General features: G+C 69.4%; 13 protein-coding genes and 1 tRNA gene. 7 read left to right on the top strand and 7 right to left on the bottom strand.

From position 1 onward, the window contains the following. Positions 1–689: thioesterase domain-containing protein (locus tag D7X12_RS00985; protein ID WP_120623388.1), on the top strand; the 689-nt coding region annotated here is incomplete at its 5' end. 128 nt (positions 690–817) lie between these two features. Here the strand turns inward: D7X12_RS00985 and D7X12_RS00990 are convergent. From D7X12_RS00990 to D7X12_RS01010, 5 genes are all read right to left on the bottom strand, one after another. After that, on the bottom strand, positions 818–1,405 hold the full coding sequence (locus tag D7X12_RS00990; RefSeq protein WP_120623389.1) for a prolyl hydroxylase family protein: 588 nt from the start codon (positions 1,403–1,405) through the stop codon (positions 818–820). Further along, positions 1,406–2,143 carry an SDR family oxidoreductase gene (locus D7X12_RS00995; RefSeq protein ID WP_120623390.1) on the bottom strand — a complete coding sequence of 246 codons (738 nt, stop codon included), beginning with the start codon at positions 2,141–2,143 and terminating at the stop codon, positions 1,406–1,408. Positions 2,144–2,159: 16 nt separating this feature from the next. Then, on the bottom strand, positions 2,160–3,551 hold the full coding sequence (locus D7X12_RS01000) for an FAD-binding oxidoreductase (protein WP_120623391.1): 1,392 nt from the start codon (positions 3,549–3,551) through the stop codon (positions 2,160–2,162). Between the two features lie 13 nt (positions 3,552–3,564). Then, entirely contained in the window at positions 3,565–5,013 is a 1,449-nt protein-coding gene (locus D7X12_RS01005) for a UbiA family prenyltransferase (RefSeq protein ID WP_120623392.1), read from the bottom strand. 138 nt (positions 5,014–5,151) lie between these two features. After that, positions 5,152–6,534, bottom strand: coding sequence for a di-heme oxidoreductase family protein (locus D7X12_RS01010; protein ID WP_120623393.1), 1,383 nt, complete (start codon positions 6,532–6,534; stop codon positions 5,152–5,154). A gap of 292 nt (positions 6,535–6,826) precedes the next feature. On the opposite strand from D7X12_RS01010, the gene D7X12_RS01015 reads away from it, so the two are divergent. From D7X12_RS01015 to D7X12_RS01025, 3 genes are all read left to right on the top strand, one after another. Next, positions 6,827–9,823 (top strand): DEAD/DEAH box helicase, encoded by a 2,997-nt coding sequence (locus D7X12_RS01015; protein WP_120623394.1) that lies wholly within the window; start codon positions 6,827–6,829, stop codon positions 9,821–9,823. Between the two features lie 138 nt (positions 9,824–9,961). Further along, positions 9,962–10,936 (top strand): NADP-dependent oxidoreductase, encoded by a 975-nt coding sequence (locus D7X12_RS01020; RefSeq protein ID WP_208718755.1) that lies wholly within the window; start codon positions 9,962–9,964, stop codon positions 10,934–10,936. A gap of 107 nt (positions 10,937–11,043) precedes the next feature. Further along, positions 11,044–12,456, top strand: coding sequence for a hypothetical protein (locus D7X12_RS01025; protein ID WP_120623395.1), 1,413 nt, complete (start codon positions 11,044–11,046; stop codon positions 12,454–12,456). A 9-nt stretch (positions 12,457–12,465) separates the two neighbouring features. On the opposite strand, the gene D7X12_RS01030 is transcribed toward D7X12_RS01025, so the two are convergent. Beyond that, a complete protein-coding gene (locus tag D7X12_RS01030) occupies positions 12,466–12,771 on the bottom strand; it encodes a hypothetical protein (RefSeq protein ID WP_120623435.1) in 306 nt (101 codons plus the stop codon). Between the two features lie 255 nt (positions 12,772–13,026). On the opposite strand from D7X12_RS01030, the gene D7X12_RS01035 reads away from it, so the two are divergent. Further along, entirely contained in the window at positions 13,027–13,248 is a 222-nt protein-coding gene (locus D7X12_RS01035) for a hypothetical protein (protein WP_147443471.1), read from the top strand. A gap of 26 nt (positions 13,249–13,274) precedes the next feature. On the opposite strand, the gene D7X12_RS01040 is transcribed toward D7X12_RS01035, so the two are convergent. Next, positions 13,275–13,360, bottom strand: a tRNA-Leu gene (locus D7X12_RS01040). A gap of 413 nt (positions 13,361–13,773) precedes the next feature. Between D7X12_RS01040 and ffh the strand changes: the two genes are divergently transcribed. Both ffh and D7X12_RS01050 read left to right on the top strand, forming a co-directional pair. After that, complete coding sequence (gene ffh, locus D7X12_RS01045; RefSeq protein WP_120623397.1) at positions 13,774–15,420, top strand: signal recognition particle protein; 1,647 nt, start codon at positions 13,774–13,776, stop codon at positions 15,418–15,420. Positions 15,421–15,589: 169 nt separating this feature from the next. Further along, on the top strand, positions 15,590–17,701 hold the full coding sequence (locus tag D7X12_RS01050; protein ID WP_120623398.1) for an Ig-like domain-containing protein: 2,112 nt from the start codon (positions 15,590–15,592) through the stop codon (positions 17,699–17,701). Positions 17,702–17,764 lie beyond the last annotated feature (63 nt).

Consider the following 17,764-nt stretch of genomic DNA (forward strand, 5'->3'; position numbering starts at 1 on the left):
ACGGACGCCCCGTCGCGGAGTCCGTGGAGGAGATGGCCGCCCTCTACCTCGAAGCCGTGCGCTCCGTGCAGCCCCAGGGCCCCTACCTCCTCGGAGGCTGGTCCATGGGCGGCGTCGTCGCGTACGAAATGGCCCGCAGGCTGCGCGAAGCGGGCGAAGCGGTGGACCTGCTCGCCCTGGTGGATGCGCACGTCCCCGGCCTGACGAAGCCTTCCACCGACTACACGCCCCAGGCCAGGGCCCGCATCGCCTTCGCCCACGCCACGGCCTCCGCCTTCGGCCAGACGCCCACGCTGACGGACGACGCCCTCGCCCGGGGCGACGACAACGCGATGCTCGGCGCCCTGCTGGAGGAAGGCCTCCGCGCCCGCATCCTCGACACGCAGTCCGGCCCCGCCCAGCTGCGCGCCCTCTTCCGCGTCTTCCAGGCCAACCTGCTCGCCCTGGAGCACTACGTGCCCCAGCCCTACGACGGCACCGCCCTGCTGCTGAGCGCCAGCGAATCCGCCCCCCTCCCGCGTCATCGCGGCTGGGAAGGCCTCGTGCGCGGCGGACTGGAGGTCCTCGACGTCCCGGGCAGCCACCACGCGCTGATGCAGGACCCGCACCTCGAGCCCCTGGTCGAACGCCTGCGCGAGGCCCTCGCCCGCGTGTCTGTCATTGACCCACGGGAATCCACGGGGAGCTGAGCCCCACTCCACCGTGCCCCGCGTCTGGCCCCACCAGACGCGGGGACTCCCTCCAGGCTGTCGAACACCGCGGAGCCCGCGCCCACTCAGCCCCGGAACACCACACCCACCTCCGAGGCAGAGCGCAGCTACGCGCCAGCGCGCCGATACATCAGGTCGGTGCGAAGCACATACTTGAGGCCCGCCGTGACCGCGGCGCCCTCGTGGTACAGGTGGTGATTGAACAGCAGGGCCGTGCCCGTGCTGGGCGCCACGGAGTGCCCGAGCATGAGGAAGTTCGTCGCGCCCCCCTGTGGGCAGTCATTCAAATACACCATGAACGTGAGCAGGCTGCGCTCATCACGGTGACGGACAAACGCGCCGTCGAAGTGCGGAGCGAAGTACTGGCCCGCCTCGTAGCGATAGCAGCGGAATCGCTCATTCGCCCCGCACGCCTCCCACTCGCGCTCGAGCCGGAGCGGCACATGGGGCGCGATGCGCTCGAACAACCGTGACGCCATCGCGACGTCGTCGAACATCACCCGGGTGTTGTTGCGGATGTCCGGGCGCATCACGAAGCCCGCCGCCGTGGTGATGGGGGCCGCGGTCGGCCCTGCCTCTTCAATCCGCGCAATCAACTCGCGGCACTCCTCCGCGCTGAGCAGGTTCTCGACGGTGATGACGAGCGGGTTGCTCGTCCCAAGCGCCGCCTCCGGATCCGGAAGGAGGGGCAGCATCTAGAGCTTCATCCTCTTGAACACCGGCTCCGGGATGCTCCGGATGATGAGCATGATGAGCGCCCAGAAGCCGGGCACGTAGACCTCGTTCTTCCGGCCATCGGCGGCGCGCAGCAGCCCCTTGGCCACCTGCTCCGGCGTGGCGAAGAGCTTGTTCTTCGGCACGTGCGCCGTCATCGGTGTGTCCACGAAGCCGGGCTTCACCGTCACCACCGCGACGCCGGACTTCGCCAGCCGGTTGCGCAGGCCCTGGAGGAACACGGTCAGCGCGCCCTTGGACGCGCCGTACACGTAGTTGCTCTGCCGGCCCCGGTCTCCGGCCACCGAGGAGATGACCACCAGCGTGCCGGCCTTCTGCGCCTCGAAGCGGTTGGCCAGCTCCGTCAGCAGCGACGCGGCGCTCAGGAAGTTCGTGCGCAGCACCACCTCCGCCGCCGCCCACGAGCGCTGGCTCGCGTCCTGGTCGCCCAGCACGCCATGCGCCAGCACGGCCCCGTCCAGGCCGCCCAGAGCCTGCCACGCCCGCTCCACGAGGCTTGCGTGCGCATCACAGTCGTTCAGGTCCAGCGCCCGGAACTCCACCTTGGGCGCGCCGCGCGTGGCCGCGTCACGGGCCACCGCCTCCAGGTTCTCCGCGTTGCGGCCCACCAGGTACAGCGAGGCCCCGCGCGCGGCGAGCAACCGCACCGTGGCCTGGGCGATGGCGCTCGTGGCGCCGAGGATGATGACTTTCTTCATGGGGACCAGGGGCCTGTCAGCGAAGGGCGAGCAGTGACGCCGGAGGGACCGCGCTGTCGCCGCGCCCCTCCAGCGAAGGCATGGGCAGCGACACCGGGTTCACCCGGCGCCAGAAGGAGGACGAGAAGGCCGGGTCGATGTACGCCGCGAACCGGTCGCGCTGGGGGAAGTACGCCGCGAAGCTCTCCGGGCTCATGCGCGCGTCCTTGGCCGGATACACCGCGCCCCCCGCCTCGCGCGTCACGCGGTCCAGCTCCTCCACCAGGCGCCACGTCTTCTCGCCCCGGTTGGCGAAGTCCAGGGCCAGCGTGAAGCCGGGGCGCGGAAAGGACATCCACCCGGGCGACGGCAGGTCTCCAAAAGTCTTGAGCACGGACAGGAAGCTGGGCAGCCCGCCCCGAGCGCTGCGCTCCAGCAATTCCTTCAGCGCGTCACGCGCGGTGGCGTGCGGCACCACGCACTGGAACTGGAGGAAGCCCCGGCTGCCATAGATGCGGTTCCACCCGTACACGCTGTCGAGCGGGTAGAAGAACGGATCGTAGTGCACCAGCTGCCGCGACGGCCGGCCCCGCTGCCGGTGGTAGTACAGGAAGTTGAAGGCAGACACCGACAGCCGGTTGAGGCAGAAGCCCGGCAGGTCCATGGGCACCGCGAGCCCGGTGCCGTGCGACAGGTGGCTCTTCGCGAGCGGCAGCCGCTCGAACTGCGACGGCGCGAAGTTGCCCCGGTAGAACAGCCCCCGGCCCAGCTTCTTGCCCCGCGCCAGGCAGTCCACCCACGACATGGTGAAGTCGTGGTCGGCCTCGGACTCCGCGGACACGCGGAGGAAGCCGTCCAGGTTGTCGAAGGGCACCGTCTCCTGCATCACGAAGGGGTTGCGGATGGGTGCCAGCTGCACCTCCGCCCAGGTGATGAGCCCGGTGAGCCCCAGTCCGCCAATCGTCGCCCCGAACCAGTCGGGGTTCTCATCGGGCGCGCACATCCGGCGGCTGCCGTCCGAGCGCAGCAATTCGAAGCGCCGCACGTGCCGGCCAAACGTGCCGGCGCGGTGGTGGTTCTTGCCGTGCACGTCGTTGGCGATGGCGCCGCCCACCGTCACGAACTTCGTCCCCGGCGTCACCGGCAGGAACCAGCCGCGAGGCACGCAGAGCCGCAGCAGCGTGTCCAGCGACACGCCCGCCTCGCAGCGCACCACGCCGGTCGCCGCATCGAAGTCGATGAGCCGGTCCAACCCGGGGGTGAGCAGCAGCGTGCCCCCGGCGTTGAGGCAGGAGTCGCCGTAGCTGCGGCCCAGGCCATGCGGCAGCACGGGCCCGTCGACCTTCGGCAGCGCGTCCGAGCGCCAGACGAGCGACCGCGTCCGCTGCTCGACGCGGGGGAAGCGTCCCCAGGAATCCGAAGGGCTCATCACAAGGCTCCCGTCACGTCGCCACCCACAGCACCAGCGCCGCGACGAGCCCGACGACGTAGCTGACCCTGTCCCTGAGCGCGAAGACGAGCGGGTCCTCGTTCACGAGTCCCCGGTGCGCCAGCACCCAGATGCGGCCCACCCAGTACAGCATCACCGGACAGAGCAGCCACAGCCGCTCCGGATGGCCATACAGCGCGGTGACCTCCTTGCTGGTGATGTACAGGGCGAGCACCAGGACGGACACCTGCCCCGCCGCCACGCCCAGGCTCGCGAGCTGCTCGTAGTCCTGCGCCAGGTAGCCGCGCCCGTGGGCGGCCGTCTCGTGGGACTCCCGCAGCCGCCGCACCTCGCTCACGCGCTTGAGCAGGGCCAGGGACAGGAAGAGGAAGGTGCTGAACATCAACAGCCAGCTGGACGTGGGCACGCCCACCGCCAGCGCGCCGCCGAAGATGCGCACGGTGTACAGGCCCGCCAGCACCAGCACGTCCAGCATCACCACCTGCTTGAGCCGCAGCGAGTACGCGAGCGTGAGCACGAAGTACACGCCCAGGAGCGCGGAGAACGACAGGGGCAGCGTCCCCAGCGCCACCACCGCCGCGAGCCCCAGGAGCACCGGCGCCAGCACCACGCCCGCGCGCACCGACAGCTCGCCCGACGCGAAGGGGCGCCGGGACTTGGTGGGGTGCCGCCGGTCCGACGCGAGGTCCATCAAGTCGTTGAGCACGTACACGCTGGACGCGCACAGGCTGAACGCCACGAAGGCGAGCACCGCGCGCGGCGCCATGCCGCCCTGGGTCGCCTTGTGCGCGGCCAGCAGCGGCACGAACACGAGCGCGTTCTTCGCCCACTGGTGCACCCGCAGCGCCCGCACCCAGCCGCGCCAGGAGGCCCTGGGGGCCTCGAACACGCGGTGCATGGGCCGGCCCAGGTCCCGGGCCTGCCGCAGCACCCCGGCCCGGGCGTGCACCACCACGACCTCGCGGCACTCGCGCCACAGCGCCAGGTCCACCGCGTCGTTGCCCGCGTAGTCGAACGTGCCCAGCACCTCCCGCAGCCGCGCGAGCTTCCGCGCGCCGGACAGGTTCACGCCGGCTTCGCTCGCGAGCACGTCGCTGAAGAGGCCCAGGTGCGCGGCCACCGCGTCGGCGATGCGCCGGTCCGCCGCCGTGGCCAGGACGAGCCGCCGCCCCCGCGCATGCTCCTCCCGCAGGAAGGTGAGCACCTCCGCGTTGTAGGGCAGCGAGGTGACGTCCAGCGCCGCGTGCCGGGCGACCTCCGCCTTGAAGAAGGCCTTGCCCCGGAGCATCCACAGCGGCGCCAGCAGCAGCCACCACGGCGCGTGCTTGAGGAGCACGAGCAGGTTCTCGTGCAGGGTGTCCGTGCGCACCAGCGTGCCGTCCAGGTCGACCGCGAGCGGGACGGCGGGGGCGCCATCGGGGATGGGAGCGTGGGGCTGCATGAAGGGGGGCCGCAGGCTAGCCCAAGGATCCGGCCCGTCCACCGTTTCGGGGTCCAGGGTGCCGGAAGTCTCCTCCAGGCGACGGGCCTCCCGGCCGCAGGTCGGACGGGGGGCCAGGGGCTTTGGCCCCCGTCGGCGCTAGAGCGACTTCAGGAAGGCGAGCAGCGCGGCCCGGTCCTCCCGGGGCAGCCGCACGTAGCGCTCCTGCGCGGAAGCCGCCTCGCCCCCGTGCCAGAGCACGGCCTCCTCCAGGTTGCGCGCCCGGCCGTCATGCAGGAAGCGCGTGTGCTTGTTGACGACCTCCACCAGCCCGATGCCCCACAGCGGCGGCGTGCGCCACTCGCGGCCACTGGCGAGCCCATCCGGACGCCCGTCCGCCAGGTCCTCGCCCAGGTCGTGCAGCAGGAGGTCCGTGTAGGTGTAGATGACCTGGCCGGACACCTCGTCGAAGCCCTCCACGGTGCCCGTCAGCTGGGGCGTGTCGATGTGGCAGGCCGCGCACCCGATGGCGCGGAACACGGCGTGGCCGCGCTGCACGTCGGGGGCCTCCCAGTCGCGCCGCTTCGGCACGGCCAGCAGGCGCATGTAGATCATCAGCAGGTCCAGGTCGTCCTGGGACACCTCCGGCTCACCGGGCGCGTCCCGCCCCTGCTCACGGGGATACAGGGAGCTGGTGAGCCCCATGTCCGCGACGAGCGCATGCGTCACCTGCTGGCGCAGCGTGGGCTGGTTGGCCTTCCACCCGAAGCGGCCCAGGCGGGTGGTCCCGGTCTCCACGTCCAGCACCTGGTTGGCGCGGCCGGAGATGCCGTCCTGGTCGCGGTCCTCGGGGTCGGCCCGGGCGAGGATGGCCGCTTCGGGCAGGGCCTCCAGCAGCCCCAGTCCGAAGTTCACGGGCGACACGCGGGCGGACACGGGGGCCCCATCGCCCAGGGGGCCATGGACGAGCCCCTGGAACTGGTAGCGCGGGCGCACCAGCGAGTACGGCTCGCCGGTGGCGAACGTGCCGCGCGTCTCCTCGAAGTCGACGCGGACGTGGCCCTCGGGGACGTGGCCGTCCAGGGCGTGCGCGTCCAGCTGGCCGCCGTACAGCGGATGGGGGCCCTGACCTTCGGGCGCGCTCAGCTGGAACACCAGCGAGACGGGCGCCTCGGAGGGTGAGGCCGGCGGCTGACCGCGGCCGTCCTTCACGTGGCAGGTCATGCAGGAAGCGGCGCTGAAGAGCGGCCCCACGAGGACGGGCCCCCTGCGGGCCTCGCTCCAGTCGCGGTCGAAGACGCCCTTGCCGGCGTGGAAGTCCGGCCAGCGCGGGCGAGGCATGTTCATGGGCGCGCGCCCGAAGGCATTGCGGCCCGGATCCGTCACCGTGGTGGCGCCACCGGAGCGCTCCACGTCGGGAAGGACGACGGGGGGCAGCGCGCCGAGGACGAGGGGCTGAGGGCGGAGGACGACGGTGGCCCACGCGGCACCGACGAGCAGCGCTCCGGCGGAGATGCCAGCAATGGTCCACGGCACGCGCATCCGGAAACCTCCTCGACACACCCCGCGAACATGCTGCGTTCGCGAAAGGGGAACCGGTGCGTCATGCACCTGCCACGCCACGCACCGCTCCAGCCCGGCTCCACTCGGAGGAACGGGACCGGGTGACACGCCGGTCCCGGCGGCTGTAGCGCGCCGGGTTACAGGGGCGCGCGGGGGTGTATCGGTCCGCGTTACAGCGAGCGGCCTGACGGACACTCCGGGTACGGATGTCCTCCACTCCCGCCGCGTTGTTGCGTGGAGCGCGACGGAGGGCTAGGGAACCGGTCCTCGTATGTCGGCGCTCGCGGAACTGCTCGATGCCATCCGGGAGGAGTCAGGCCCGGCCACGTGGTCCGCCGGACAGGCCCTGTCTCGCGCGGGGGTCGTGTCGGTGCAGTCCGTGGGTGAGGAGGAGGTCGTCCTGCGGGTCCGCATCCCCGGCCGCCCCACCCCGCTGACCACCACCCTCTACCCCGAGGACGAAATCTGGGAGTGCGACTGCCGGGGGAAGGTGGACCCGTGCGAGCACGTCATCGCCGCGGCCATCGTCCTGCGGCAGGCGGAGGGCCGGAAGGCGGTCGCGGCGTCCCCTGCCCGCGCAGGACCGGCTCCCACCGCCGCGCGGCCGGGCACCGCACCGAAGCCGGAGCGCATGGTGTACCGCTTCAAGCGCGTGGACGGAGGCCTCCAGTTGGAGCGCCTGGTGGTGCGTCCGGACAGCACCGCGCGCCTCCTGGCCCGCAGCCTGACGTCCCTCTTGAACAACCCCGTGGAGGCCGCGCGCATCCAGGTGGAGCCCTGCGACCTGCTCGCGGACAAGCTCCTGGCCCAGCCCACCAAGGGCGCGCTCCCCTCAAGCCGGCTGGACGCCCTGCTGCACGTGCTGGAGAAGGCGCGCACCGTGCTCTTCGACGGCGTGCTGGTGTCCGTCTCGAACGAGCCCCTCCTGCCCCGCGTCACCGTCGAGGACCGCGGCGAGCAGACGGTGCTCAAGGTGGAGAAGGATCCGCGCATCACCGAGTTGGTCAGCCCCGGCGTCGCGCTGTGCGCGGGCACGCTCTGCCGGCTGGGGGAACAGGCCCTCACCGGCACGAGGCTGGAGAACCTGCCGCAGGAGCGCGTCTTCTCCCCGGATCAGCTGGCGGACCTGACGGGCAAGGTGTTGCCGGACTTCGCGCGGCGCATGCCGGTGGACGTGAAGAGCCGCCGGCTGCCGCCCATCGACCGGACGCTCAAGCCGCGCATCTCGCTGGAGCTCGACAAGCTGGACGCCGGCCTCTCCGTGCTGCCCACGCTGGTGTACGGCTCCCCGCCCACCGCGCGCATCGACAACGGGCGCATGGTGTACCTCCAGGGCGCCGCACCCGTGCGCGACGAAGCCACCGAGACGAAGCTCATCCACCAGTTGAGGGACGAGCTGAACATGGCGCCGGGCCGGCGCGTGACGGTGCACGGCAAGGACGCGGTGCAGCTCGCGGACAAGCTGCGGCGCTGGAGAGGCGGCCTGACAGGGGACGCGGCGGGCGTGGTCAGCCCCGACGTGAAGCTGCGGCCCACGCTCACGCTGGACACGACCACCACCGAAGCCGGAGTGCCCCGCGTGGGCTTCTCGCTCGACTTCCAGGTCGAGGGCCTGGGGCCCGGCGTGACGCGCTCGGTGGACGCTGGCGCGGTGATGCGCGCCTGGGAAGAGGGACTGGGGCTGGTGCCGCTGGAGGGCGGAGGCTGGGCACCCCTTCCCACGGGCTGGCTGAAGGCCCACGGCCAGCGCGTGACGGACCTGCTCGCCGCGCGCGAGACGGACGGCCGCATCGCCAACCACGCCATCCCCCAGCTCACCGGGCTGTGCGACGCGCTGGAGCACCCTGCCCCGCCCGGCCTGGAGCGACTCGCGCCGCTGGTGCAGGGCTTCGAGAAGCTCCCCGAGCCGCGTCTGCCCAAGGACCTCACCGCGACGCTGCGTCCCTACCAGTTGCAGGGCGTGAGCTGGCTCACCTTCCTGCGACAGGCGGGGCTGGGAGGCGTGCTCGCGGACGACATGGGTCTGGGCAAGACGCTGCAGACGATCTGCACGCTGAACCCGGGAACCCTCGTCGTAGCGCCCACGAGCGTGCTCCCCAACTGGGAGGCGGAGGTGAAGCGCTTCCGTCCGTCGCTGAAGGTGTCCGTCTACCACGGCGTGGGAAGGACGCTGGACGAGACGGCCGACGTGACGCTCACGACCTACGCGCTGCTGCGGTTGGACGCGGCCATCCTCGGCGCGAAGACGTGGGACACGGTGGTGCTGGACGAGGCCCAGGCCATCAAGAACCCGGACAGCCAGGTCGCGCGAGCGGCCTTCGAACTGGACGCGAACTTCCGGCTGGCGCTCAGCGGCACGCCCATCGAGAACCGGCTCGAGGAACTGTGGAGCCTGATGCACTTCACCAACCGGGGGCTGCTGGGCGGACGCAAGGCGTTCGACGAGCGCTGGGCGCGGCCGGTGTCGGAGAACCAGAAGGGAGCCGCCGAGCAGCTGCGCGCGAGGATCCGTCCCTTCGTGCTGCGCAGGCTCAAGCGGGACGTGGCGCCCGACCTGCCGCCGCGCACCGAGGCCGTGCGGCACGTCACGCTCACGGAGCAGGAGCGCGCCGTCTACGACGCGGTCCACGCCGCGACGCGCGAGGAGGTGGTGTCCCAGCTCGAGGAGGGCGGCAGCGTGCTGAAGGCGCTGGAGGCCCTGCTGCGGCTGCGACAGGCGGCCTGCCATCCGGCGCTGGTGCCGGGGCAGCAGGCGAAGACGTCCTCGAAGGTGCAGGCGCTGGTGGAGGCGCTCGGCACGGCGGCGGAGGACGGGCACAAGGCGCTCGTGTTCTCGCAGTGGACGTCGATGTTGGATCTCATTGAACCCGCGCTGCGGGAAGCAGGCATCGGGTTCATCCGGTTGGACGGCGGCACGGCGAACCGGGGCGCGGTGGCGGCGTCCTTCCAGGACGAGAAGGGACCGCCGGTGATGCTCATCTCGCTGAAGGCCGGAGCCACGGGGCTCAACCTCACGGCGGCGGATCACGTCTTCCTGGTGGATCCCTGGTGGAACCCATCCGTGGAGGCGCAGGCCGCGGACCGGGCGCACCGCATCGGGCAGCAGCGGCCGGTGATGGTGTACCGGATGGTGTCCCAGGGCACGGTGGAGGAGAAGATCCTCCTCCTCCAGGACAAGAAGCGCGCCCTCTTCGAAGCGGCGCTCGGAGGTGCCTCGGGAGGAGGCGCCGCGCTCACGCGCGCGGACCTCATGCAGTTGCTGAACTGAAGCCGGCGAAGGCGGGCGGACGCACGACCGCTCGGGCACGGGCGTGCGCGCAAGGTGTGAAGGAAGCAGCCCCTGACGCTCACGCGGGGAGTGCGCATGGTTTCGGGGAGTCTGGCTTCACCCGAAAGGAGTCACAGCATGCCCTCGTCCATTCCCGACAAGATGAAGGCCGCGGCGCTCGACCAGTTTGGCGGCCCCGAGGTCCTCGGCATCAAGACCGTGTCTGTTCCCACCTGCGGTGACGATGAGCTCCTCGTCCGCGTCGCGGTCGCCGGAGTCGGCGCCTGGGATTTCATGGAGCGCGAAGGACAGATGGCCGAGATGGTCCCAGGCGGCCCGCGCTTCCCCTACATCCCCGGCACCGACGGCGCGGGAGAGGTGGTCGCGGTGGGCAAGGCCGTGCAGGGCTTCAAGGAGGGAGATCGCGTCTACGGCACCGCGTTCAACAGCGCCAAGGGAGGCTTCTATGCGCAGTTCACCGTGGTGAAGGCGCGGCAGGCGGCACGGATTCCCAAGGGCCTGAAGATCGAGCAGGCAGCAGCCCTCGCGGCGGATGGCATCACCGCGCTGCAAGGCCTTGAGGAGCACCTCCAGCTCAAGGCGGGCCAACGCCTGATCATCTTCGGAGCCAGCGGTGGCGTGGGACACCTCGCCCTGCAGTTCGCCAAGAGACTGGGAGCCCAGGTGCTGGCGATCGCTTCGGGCGAGGACGGGGTGGAGCTGGTCCGTCGGCTCGGCGCGGACGCGGTCGTCGAGGGCCGCCAGGGAGACGTGGACAAGGTCTGCCGTGAGTTCGCACCGGACGGCTTCGACGCCGCGTTGGTGCTGGCGAGCGGGGACACCTGCGAGGCCGCGCTCAAGCACGTCCGCCAGGGAGGGCGCATCGCGCACCCGAACGGCGTGATGCCTCCTCCGAAGGGCTCCGGGAACATCCAGGTCATCGCCTACGATGGCAACGCCCATCCGGAAGCCTTTCAGCGGATGAACACGCTCATCGAAGCGGGCCCCTTCCATCTGGAGATCGGTCGCCTCTACGCGATGGAGGAGGCCGCCAAGGCGCAGCAGGAGGTGCTCAAGCACCACCTGGGCAAGTTCGCGCTGCGGATCCACTGACGCCGCGAAGGCCCTCCCCAGCAAGGCCCCCGGACGCACCGGGAGTGCATGAGGACCGCAATCCAGGCGAGACTGGTTCACCCTGCCCTACCCACTCCAGGTGAACCATGCTCTCCGTCACCGCATTGCTCACGGCGCTCGCCCTCGCGGCAGCCCCCGCTGCTCCCGACGAAGCCGCGCTGTGGAAGGCCGCCTTCGCGTTGGAGGGCGCCCCTGCACCGGCGCCCCGGGCTGCCGCGGAGGCCGTGCTGCTTCAGGGCGGGGCCACTGCGTTTGGCGTGCTGACGAAGCTGGCCCGGGTGGGAGGACGGGGGCAGGTGATGGCCGCCGCGGGCCCGGTGCCCGTCTGCTCCGAGATGATGCACCTGCGCTCCATGGCGATGATGAACTCGAACGGGCCACGGCTGCCCGGCGTGGCCGCGGAGCTCGCGGGGCGCCTGTTGATGAAGGACGACGCCTTGCGGCGACGGGCGCAGGCCTCAGCGGACCCCTTCGACCGGGCCCTCGCACTGGCGGCGGCGACCCAGGCGCCCGAAATCCAGGCCCAGGCCCTGTCAGCGATGCGGAAGGAGCCGGAGCTGTGGCTGCGGCTGTGGGCCAGCTCGTTCGCGAATTGCTTCACCCGCGTGGCGGAGAAGCGCGGCGATGGCTCGGTGGAAGCGCTGCGCAGCGAGGCGAAGTACCTGGCGGAGCGGGCCGAGGAGGTGGGCCCACCGCTGCGGTGTGAGGAGCCCGCCGAGCTGGAGCCCGCCCTGGTGGACGAGCTGGCCAGGGACCAGGCCTCGGCCGGGGGCTGGTCGTCCTCCAACGACACGCTGGAGGTGAAGGTGCGGCGTGCGAACGAGGACAACGTCGAGTTGAGCCCGGCGTGTGCGTTGGCGGCCTATGACGCGCTGGTGGCACGGGGGAAGTATGTCAATGCGCTGGTGATGCCGGTGGCCACGCAACTGCACAGCCATTGGAAGCTGCGGCAGGCCGCGGGCCAACGGGCGGCGCGCGACCTGGAGCACGTCCCGGAGCTCAGGCGCAACCGCGTGGCGGCGGAGCTGGTCAACGCGGGCCACAGCGTGCCGCTGAAGGTGACCTGGGAGGCAGACAGGATCCACTGGAGCCGGGAGGAGCTGGAAGCCGCCATGCGCCAGGGAAACCCAGACGCGAAGGCCGCCCTTGAGCAGCTCGTGTTCTGCCGGAGTACCACCGGGCAGAACGACCTGTCGCTCGTGGGGTATCTGGGGACGAAGAAGGCGGCGGAGACGGCGCATGTGATTGCCGAGCGCTGCCCTGACGTGCAGGCGGCCGCCACCGCGGCGCTGGTGCGCCTGAAGGACCCGAGGGCGGCCAGGTTCCTGCCCCAGGCGCTGGAGCAGTGGGGCCACGACCAGGAGGCGCTGAAGCGCGCGATGCTGGAGGCGTACACCCCGAAGCTGGGCCAGCAACTGCGGGCCCTGGAGGCCAAGGGCCTCGACAAGGCCGGGGACATGGTGAAGCTGCTGAAGACCGCTGGGGTGATGAAGGACTAGCTCCGGCCTTCAGTGCGGTCCGGCGTCCTCCGCAACGGGGGTCAGCATCCGGACCGCCACGGAGCGGCACTCGGCGCACGCCACCCCGGTGCGCTCCCAGTGCACCTGTGCCTCCAGCTCGCTGGAATCTTCGGATCCAGCCTCCAGCCGCTGGACGAGCTCGGCGAGCGCATCTCCGTGGCCGCTGTCCGCCTCGCCCGAAGGGTCGAGCAGATCCTGCTCCCCTTCGAGCACCAGGCTGAAGCGGTAGTACACCTCGTGGGCCGCCAGGACGCGCTGACATGCAGCACAGGTTCTTGATTGCGGACCCGTCATGCCGCTGAGCGTAGCCAGGAACGCCCGCGTCCGCCCTCTCAACCGGTGGGAGAGGCCCGGGAGGATTCGATGTGCAGTGCACTTGACACTCCGCGCGTCGTCCCTAGCTTCCGGTCCACGAGAACGAAGCGCCCTGAGCCCCAGCGTGCGCCGTCATTTTCGCCTTCCCTCGAACCCTCCGGAACAACAATGACCAGGCACCTGAAGACGCTGCTTGTCGCGGCAATGGCACTCACGGGAATGGTTGGCTGTGGCGTGGACGCCGCGATCGACTGCAACTCCATCTGCGACCGTTACGCCTCCTGCTACGACAACGACTACGACACGTCCGCGTGCGAGAGCCGCTGCCGGGACAACGCGAACGACGACGAGGACTACGAGCGAAAGGCAGACATGTGTGACGCCTGCCTCACGGACCGGGCCTGCACGTCAGCGACCTTCGCCTGCGCCACGGACTGCGCCACCATCGTCCCCTGAGGCTGGCGCGGGACGGGGGCTGTGAATGCACGAGCCGGGGATCGAACCCGGACGACCCTTGCGAGTCAGCGGATTTTAAGTCCGCTGCGTCTGCCAGTTCCGCCACTCGTGCTCCCGCTGCATCGACAACCTACCTCATCCCGTCCCATGGCGCGCAGGGTGGGACGGACGGTCCTGGTCACCCCACCCGTCTGCGCATGAAGGGCGCAGCCCCGTCGCAGCACAGGTTCGTCTGGCGTCGCAGGGCACCTGCCCCTGGCGAGGAAAGGGCCCCCTGGGCAGGGCCGTTCCCGTCCCGTTCGACGCGGGGGTGAACCCTCGGAATCCCCGTCCCATCCTGGGACAGGGGGAGGCCGGCCCCCGCCGGACGGCCCGGAAACGGGGCGCTGGCGGGCCCTGCCGAGGGGCCTGGGGGCTTCCGAAACCCCGGAATGGTGGGGGAAGTCCCTTGATTCCTCCACTGCTGGACGGCCGGGGCTTCCGTGGGCGTCGCATCCTGCGGGCCCCTGTTATAAAGCGCCCCCCATGCTTGAGACCGTCACCAAGGGCTTCCGGGCCGCCAAGAACCGCCTCGCCGGCAAGAGCGAACTCACCCCCGACCTGGTGGACGAGTCGCTGCGAGACATCCGGGTTTCGTTGTTGGAGGCGGACGTCGCCTTCGACGTGGTGAAGAAGTTCGTCGCCCGTGTCCGCGAGAAGGCCGTGGGCGAGGTGGTGCAGACCTCCGTCACGGACGCAGGGGGCCAGAAGCGCCGCGTGAGCGCGATGGACCACTTCATCAAGATCTGCCACGACGAGTTGCAGGCCCTGATGGGCCCGGTGGACACGAGCCTCCACCTGAAGCCCAAGGGGCAGCTGTCGGGCATCATGATGGTGGGCCTCCAGGGCTCCGGTAAGACGACGACGACGGGCAAGCTCGCCAGCCGGCTCCTCCAGGAAGGGCGCAAGCCGTTGCTGGTCGCCGCGGACATCTACCGTCCGGCCGCCGTGGACCAGCTCAAGGTCCTGGGCGAGCGGCTGAAGGTCCCCGTGTACTTCGAGCCCGGCATCCAGCCGCCGGAGCTGGCGAAGCGGGGCTACGCCGCCGCGCGCGAGCAGAAGTGCGACGTGGTGCTCATCGACACGGCGGGTCGGCTCGCCATCGACGAGACGCTGATGACGGAGCTGGAGGCCATCAAGTCCAACGTGCAGCCGGACACCATCCTGCTGGTGTGCGACGCGATGATTGGCCAGGACTCGGTGCGCACGGCGGCCGAGTTCGACCGGCGCCTGACGTTGGACGGCTTCATCCTGACGAAGCTGGACGGTGACGCGCGTGGTGGCGCGGCGTTGTCCATCAAGGAAGTGACGGGCAAGCCCATCAAGTTCCTCGGCATGGGCGAGTCGATGGACAAGCTGGAGGAGTTCCGTCCGGAGGGCCTCGCGGGCCGCATCCTGGGCTTCGGCGACATCGTCGGCCTGATGAAGGACTTCGAGAAGGTCGTCGACGAGAAGAAGGCGGAGGACGACGCGCGCAAGCTGTTGTCCGGCCAGTTCTCGATGAAGGACTTCGTCGAGCAGATCCGCATGGTCCGCCGCATGGGGCCGCTGAAGGACCTGCTGGAGAAGTTCCCGCTCTTCGGAGACCTCACCGAGCACCTGAACCCGGACGAGAAGGAGCTCACGAAGATCGAGGCGATGTACGACTCGATGACGGCGAAGGAGCGCCTGCGTCCGGACCTCATCAATGCCAGCCGCATCAATCGCATCTCGAAGGGCAGCGGTCGCAAGCCGGAGGAGGTGCGCGAGCTGCTGCAGAAGTTCGGGATGATGCAGCAGGTGATGGGCAGCATCGGCCAGAACCCGGGCCTGCTGGGCCGCATCCCCGGCTTCAAGCAGTTGGGGCAGCTGGGCCAGATGAAGAACATGGACCTGGGCAGCATGTTCGGGAAGGACCCGAAGATGCTGGAGAAGGCCATGGCGGGGTTGGGAGGCGGCATGGGAGGCATGCCCATGCAGCTGCCCCAGATTGCCCCGGGCTACACGCCCCCCATGGGCCAGGCCGCGATGGCCAAGGCCCGCCTGATGGGCTACGCGCCGCCGCCGGTGGGCAAGCCGGACGACCGCGACGCCATCAAGGAGCGGCGCAAGAAGGAGAAGGAGAACAAGAAGAAGAACCGCAAGAAGAAGTAGCCGGTTCGAGCAGCTCCCGAAGTCCCCCTGCCCGCGCGTCCCCACCTGAAACCGGGGGGCGGCGGGCAGATGTGTATCCAGGGCCGGACGCCCATCCCCTCCTCCGGACGCCCACGGCAGTGCCTCCCGTCGGGACCGACCGGAACACCCCTTGCAGAAAGCCACCCCCATGCCCCACCTGAGACTCTTGTTGCTGTTGAGCTGCGTAGGCCTGAGCCACGCATGCATCGAGGTTCCGCCCATTGAAGACCCCGTCGGCGCCCCTCAACCGGACCCCAATGCCGACTTCACGTTCACCGCGGTTCCCTCGCAGGAGCAGGTCCTTCCCGGTGATGCGCTCGGTTGCGAGGTCCAGCTGACGTGGGTGGGGGCAGAGGGTGGAGACGTGGCGATGAGCCTCGTCGGTCCTCCAGAAGGCATCCAGCTTCAGCCGTTCACGCTGTCCTCCGGGAAGAGGCGCGCGACGCTGAGCATCGGAATCGGCACGTCCACGATGCCGGGGACCTACTCCCTGACGCTCGAGGGCCGGAGTGGCGCGGTCACGAAGCAGGCCACGCTGGCGGTGACTGTCGGGAAGGCCGGCGACTTGGTGGTGAACTGGATCGTCCCGACGCCCGGTAAGGCCTTTACCAACGGACCACTGCTCCTCCAGTTCACCGTGGGAGGAGGCACCGCCGAAGCGGTGGAGATCCTGAAGGACGCCAGCGTGCTGGCGAAGCCGAGCGGAACGCCCTACGCGTTCACCTGGGACACGACCCAGGAAGCGGAAGGCACCTACCAGCTGTCGATCCGCGCGATTCGGGATGGAGCCATCTTCCTCAGCACGCCCCGGACGGTCACCGTCGACCGCACGGCCCCCACCGTAAGTTCCTTCCTGCCCGTCAGGAACGCGGCGGCGGTCGGAGTGCGCGAGTCCATCCAGGTCACGTTCAGCGAGCCCATGAATCCGCTGTCGGTGACGGAGGAACTGGTGCGCCTCACGACGAGCACAGGCGCCCCCATTCCGAAGACGGTCAGTCTCTCGGTGGATGGAAAGACGCTGACCGCTACGCCGGTCAATCCGCTGGCGGCCCCCGATACAGTGTCCGTTGATCTCTCACCTGTGGTCGGCCTCATCACGGATCTGGCAGGCAACATGGTGGGCAGTGCATCGGAATGGGCATTCACGGTTCCCACGTGGCTCCCGCTGGGTGGAGCCATCAGTGCGGTCGCAGGCCCAACTTCGGCGGAAGGCGTAGTGCTGAAGATGGACCGCGATGACCAGCCGGTGGTTGCCTGGGCTGAGTCGGATGGAACGAACAAGAACATCTACGTCGCGCGCTGGACCGGTGCGGCATGGACCATGCTGGGCGCGCCCTTGAGCGGACTGGTTGCAGTTGGAACCGATGCAGCGATGCCTACCCTGGCCATTGAGTCCACTGGCGAACCGGTGGTTGCCTGGGAGGAAAAAACTGGCAACGGCGATGGGCGCACCATCTTCGTCAGGCGATGGACTGGCACCACATGGGCCGCATTACCTTCCCCGCCCTTCCCAACCGGCCAAGCAGAATATCCATCTAAACCTCGACTCACCATCGACACAAACAAGAACATCAACATCTTCGCGGACTTCTACGATTCCGTCGCGTTCTCAATCCTCGGTTACACGTCCCCCCCTCAGTCTCAGACCTGGCAAGATCGGAAACTGTTTGAAGACCCCTATCTATTCAACCCAAGCGACGTGTCCGCAACATCTTCGGGCCCAGACACATTCGTTGCGGCAAGTGTCTTCAACGATCACGACTCAACACGTGGCATTGCAGTCTTCAAAAACGACACCTCTCCGCTGGGAAACAGGACTCTCGGAAGAAGCGCAAGCACACCGTCAATCACTATCGACGGCAACGGGTACGCATGGGTTGCTTGGACTGAGTTGACTACGGATCCGCAGTCAGACGGACAAATCCATTGGGCCCGCTGGGAGGGAACTACATGGTCCCCCGCCGCATCCATCAGCACGGGGGGAACAGGGAATACCGCACCAAGCCTCGCACTTGCACAGGGCGGACCTCACATTCTCGCTTGGAGTGGAATCGTTGCTTCCGAGCGGAGCATTCTTGTCAGCCAATGGATCAACAACTCGTGGCAGCCCTTGGGTGCCCCATTGAATGCATCGACTGTTGCAGGAACGCCTGCGATGAATCCTTCCGTCGACCTGAACGCCACCGCTCAGCCATTCATCGCATGGACCGAACCTGATCCAAGCGTGGCAAGCATTCATGTTGTCCGGATAAATCGATAACCAGGGTTCGGTTTCCGACGTGTCCTCGCAGGCCTTTCTTGCAAAAGGCCTGCAGGACGCAGG

Source organism: Corallococcus sicarius (assembly GCF_003611735.1).
GTDB lineage: Bacteria > Myxococcota > Myxococcia > Myxococcales > Myxococcaceae > Corallococcus > Corallococcus sicarius.

Coding starts and splice junctions, on each gene's coding strand:
- D7X12_RS00990 (WP_120623389.1), bottom strand. CDS start 1,405: ATGCTGCCCCTCCTTCCGGATCCGGAGGCGGCGCTTGGGACGAGCAAC.
- D7X12_RS00995 (WP_120623390.1), bottom strand. CDS start 2,143: ATGAAGAAAGTCATCATCCTCGGCGCCACGAGCGCCATCGCCCAGGCC.
- D7X12_RS01000 (WP_120623391.1), bottom strand. CDS start 3,551: ATGAGCCCTTCGGATTCCTGGGGACGCTTCCCCCGCGTCGAGCAGCGG.
- D7X12_RS01005 (WP_120623392.1), bottom strand. CDS start 5,013: ATGCAGCCCCACGCTCCCATCCCCGATGGCGCCCCCGCCGTCCCGCTC.
- D7X12_RS01010 (WP_120623393.1), bottom strand. CDS start 6,534: ATGCGCGTGCCGTGGACCATTGCTGGCATCTCCGCCGGAGCGCTGCTC.
- D7X12_RS01015 (WP_120623394.1), top strand. CDS start 6,827: ATGTCGGCGCTCGCGGAACTGCTCGATGCCATCCGGGAGGAGTCAGGC.
- D7X12_RS01020 (WP_208718755.1), top strand. CDS start 9,962: ATGCCCTCGTCCATTCCCGACAAGATGAAGGCCGCGGCGCTCGACCAG.
- D7X12_RS01025 (WP_120623395.1), top strand. CDS start 11,044: ATGCTCTCCGTCACCGCATTGCTCACGGCGCTCGCCCTCGCGGCAGCC.
- D7X12_RS01030 (WP_120623435.1), bottom strand. CDS start 12,771: ATGACGGGTCCGCAATCAAGAACCTGTGCTGCATGTCAGCGCGTCCTG.
- ffh (WP_120623397.1), top strand. CDS start 13,774: ATGCTTGAGACCGTCACCAAGGGCTTCCGGGCCGCCAAGAACCGCCTC.
- D7X12_RS01050 (WP_120623398.1), top strand. CDS start 15,590: ATGCCCCACCTGAGACTCTTGTTGCTGTTGAGCTGCGTAGGCCTGAGC.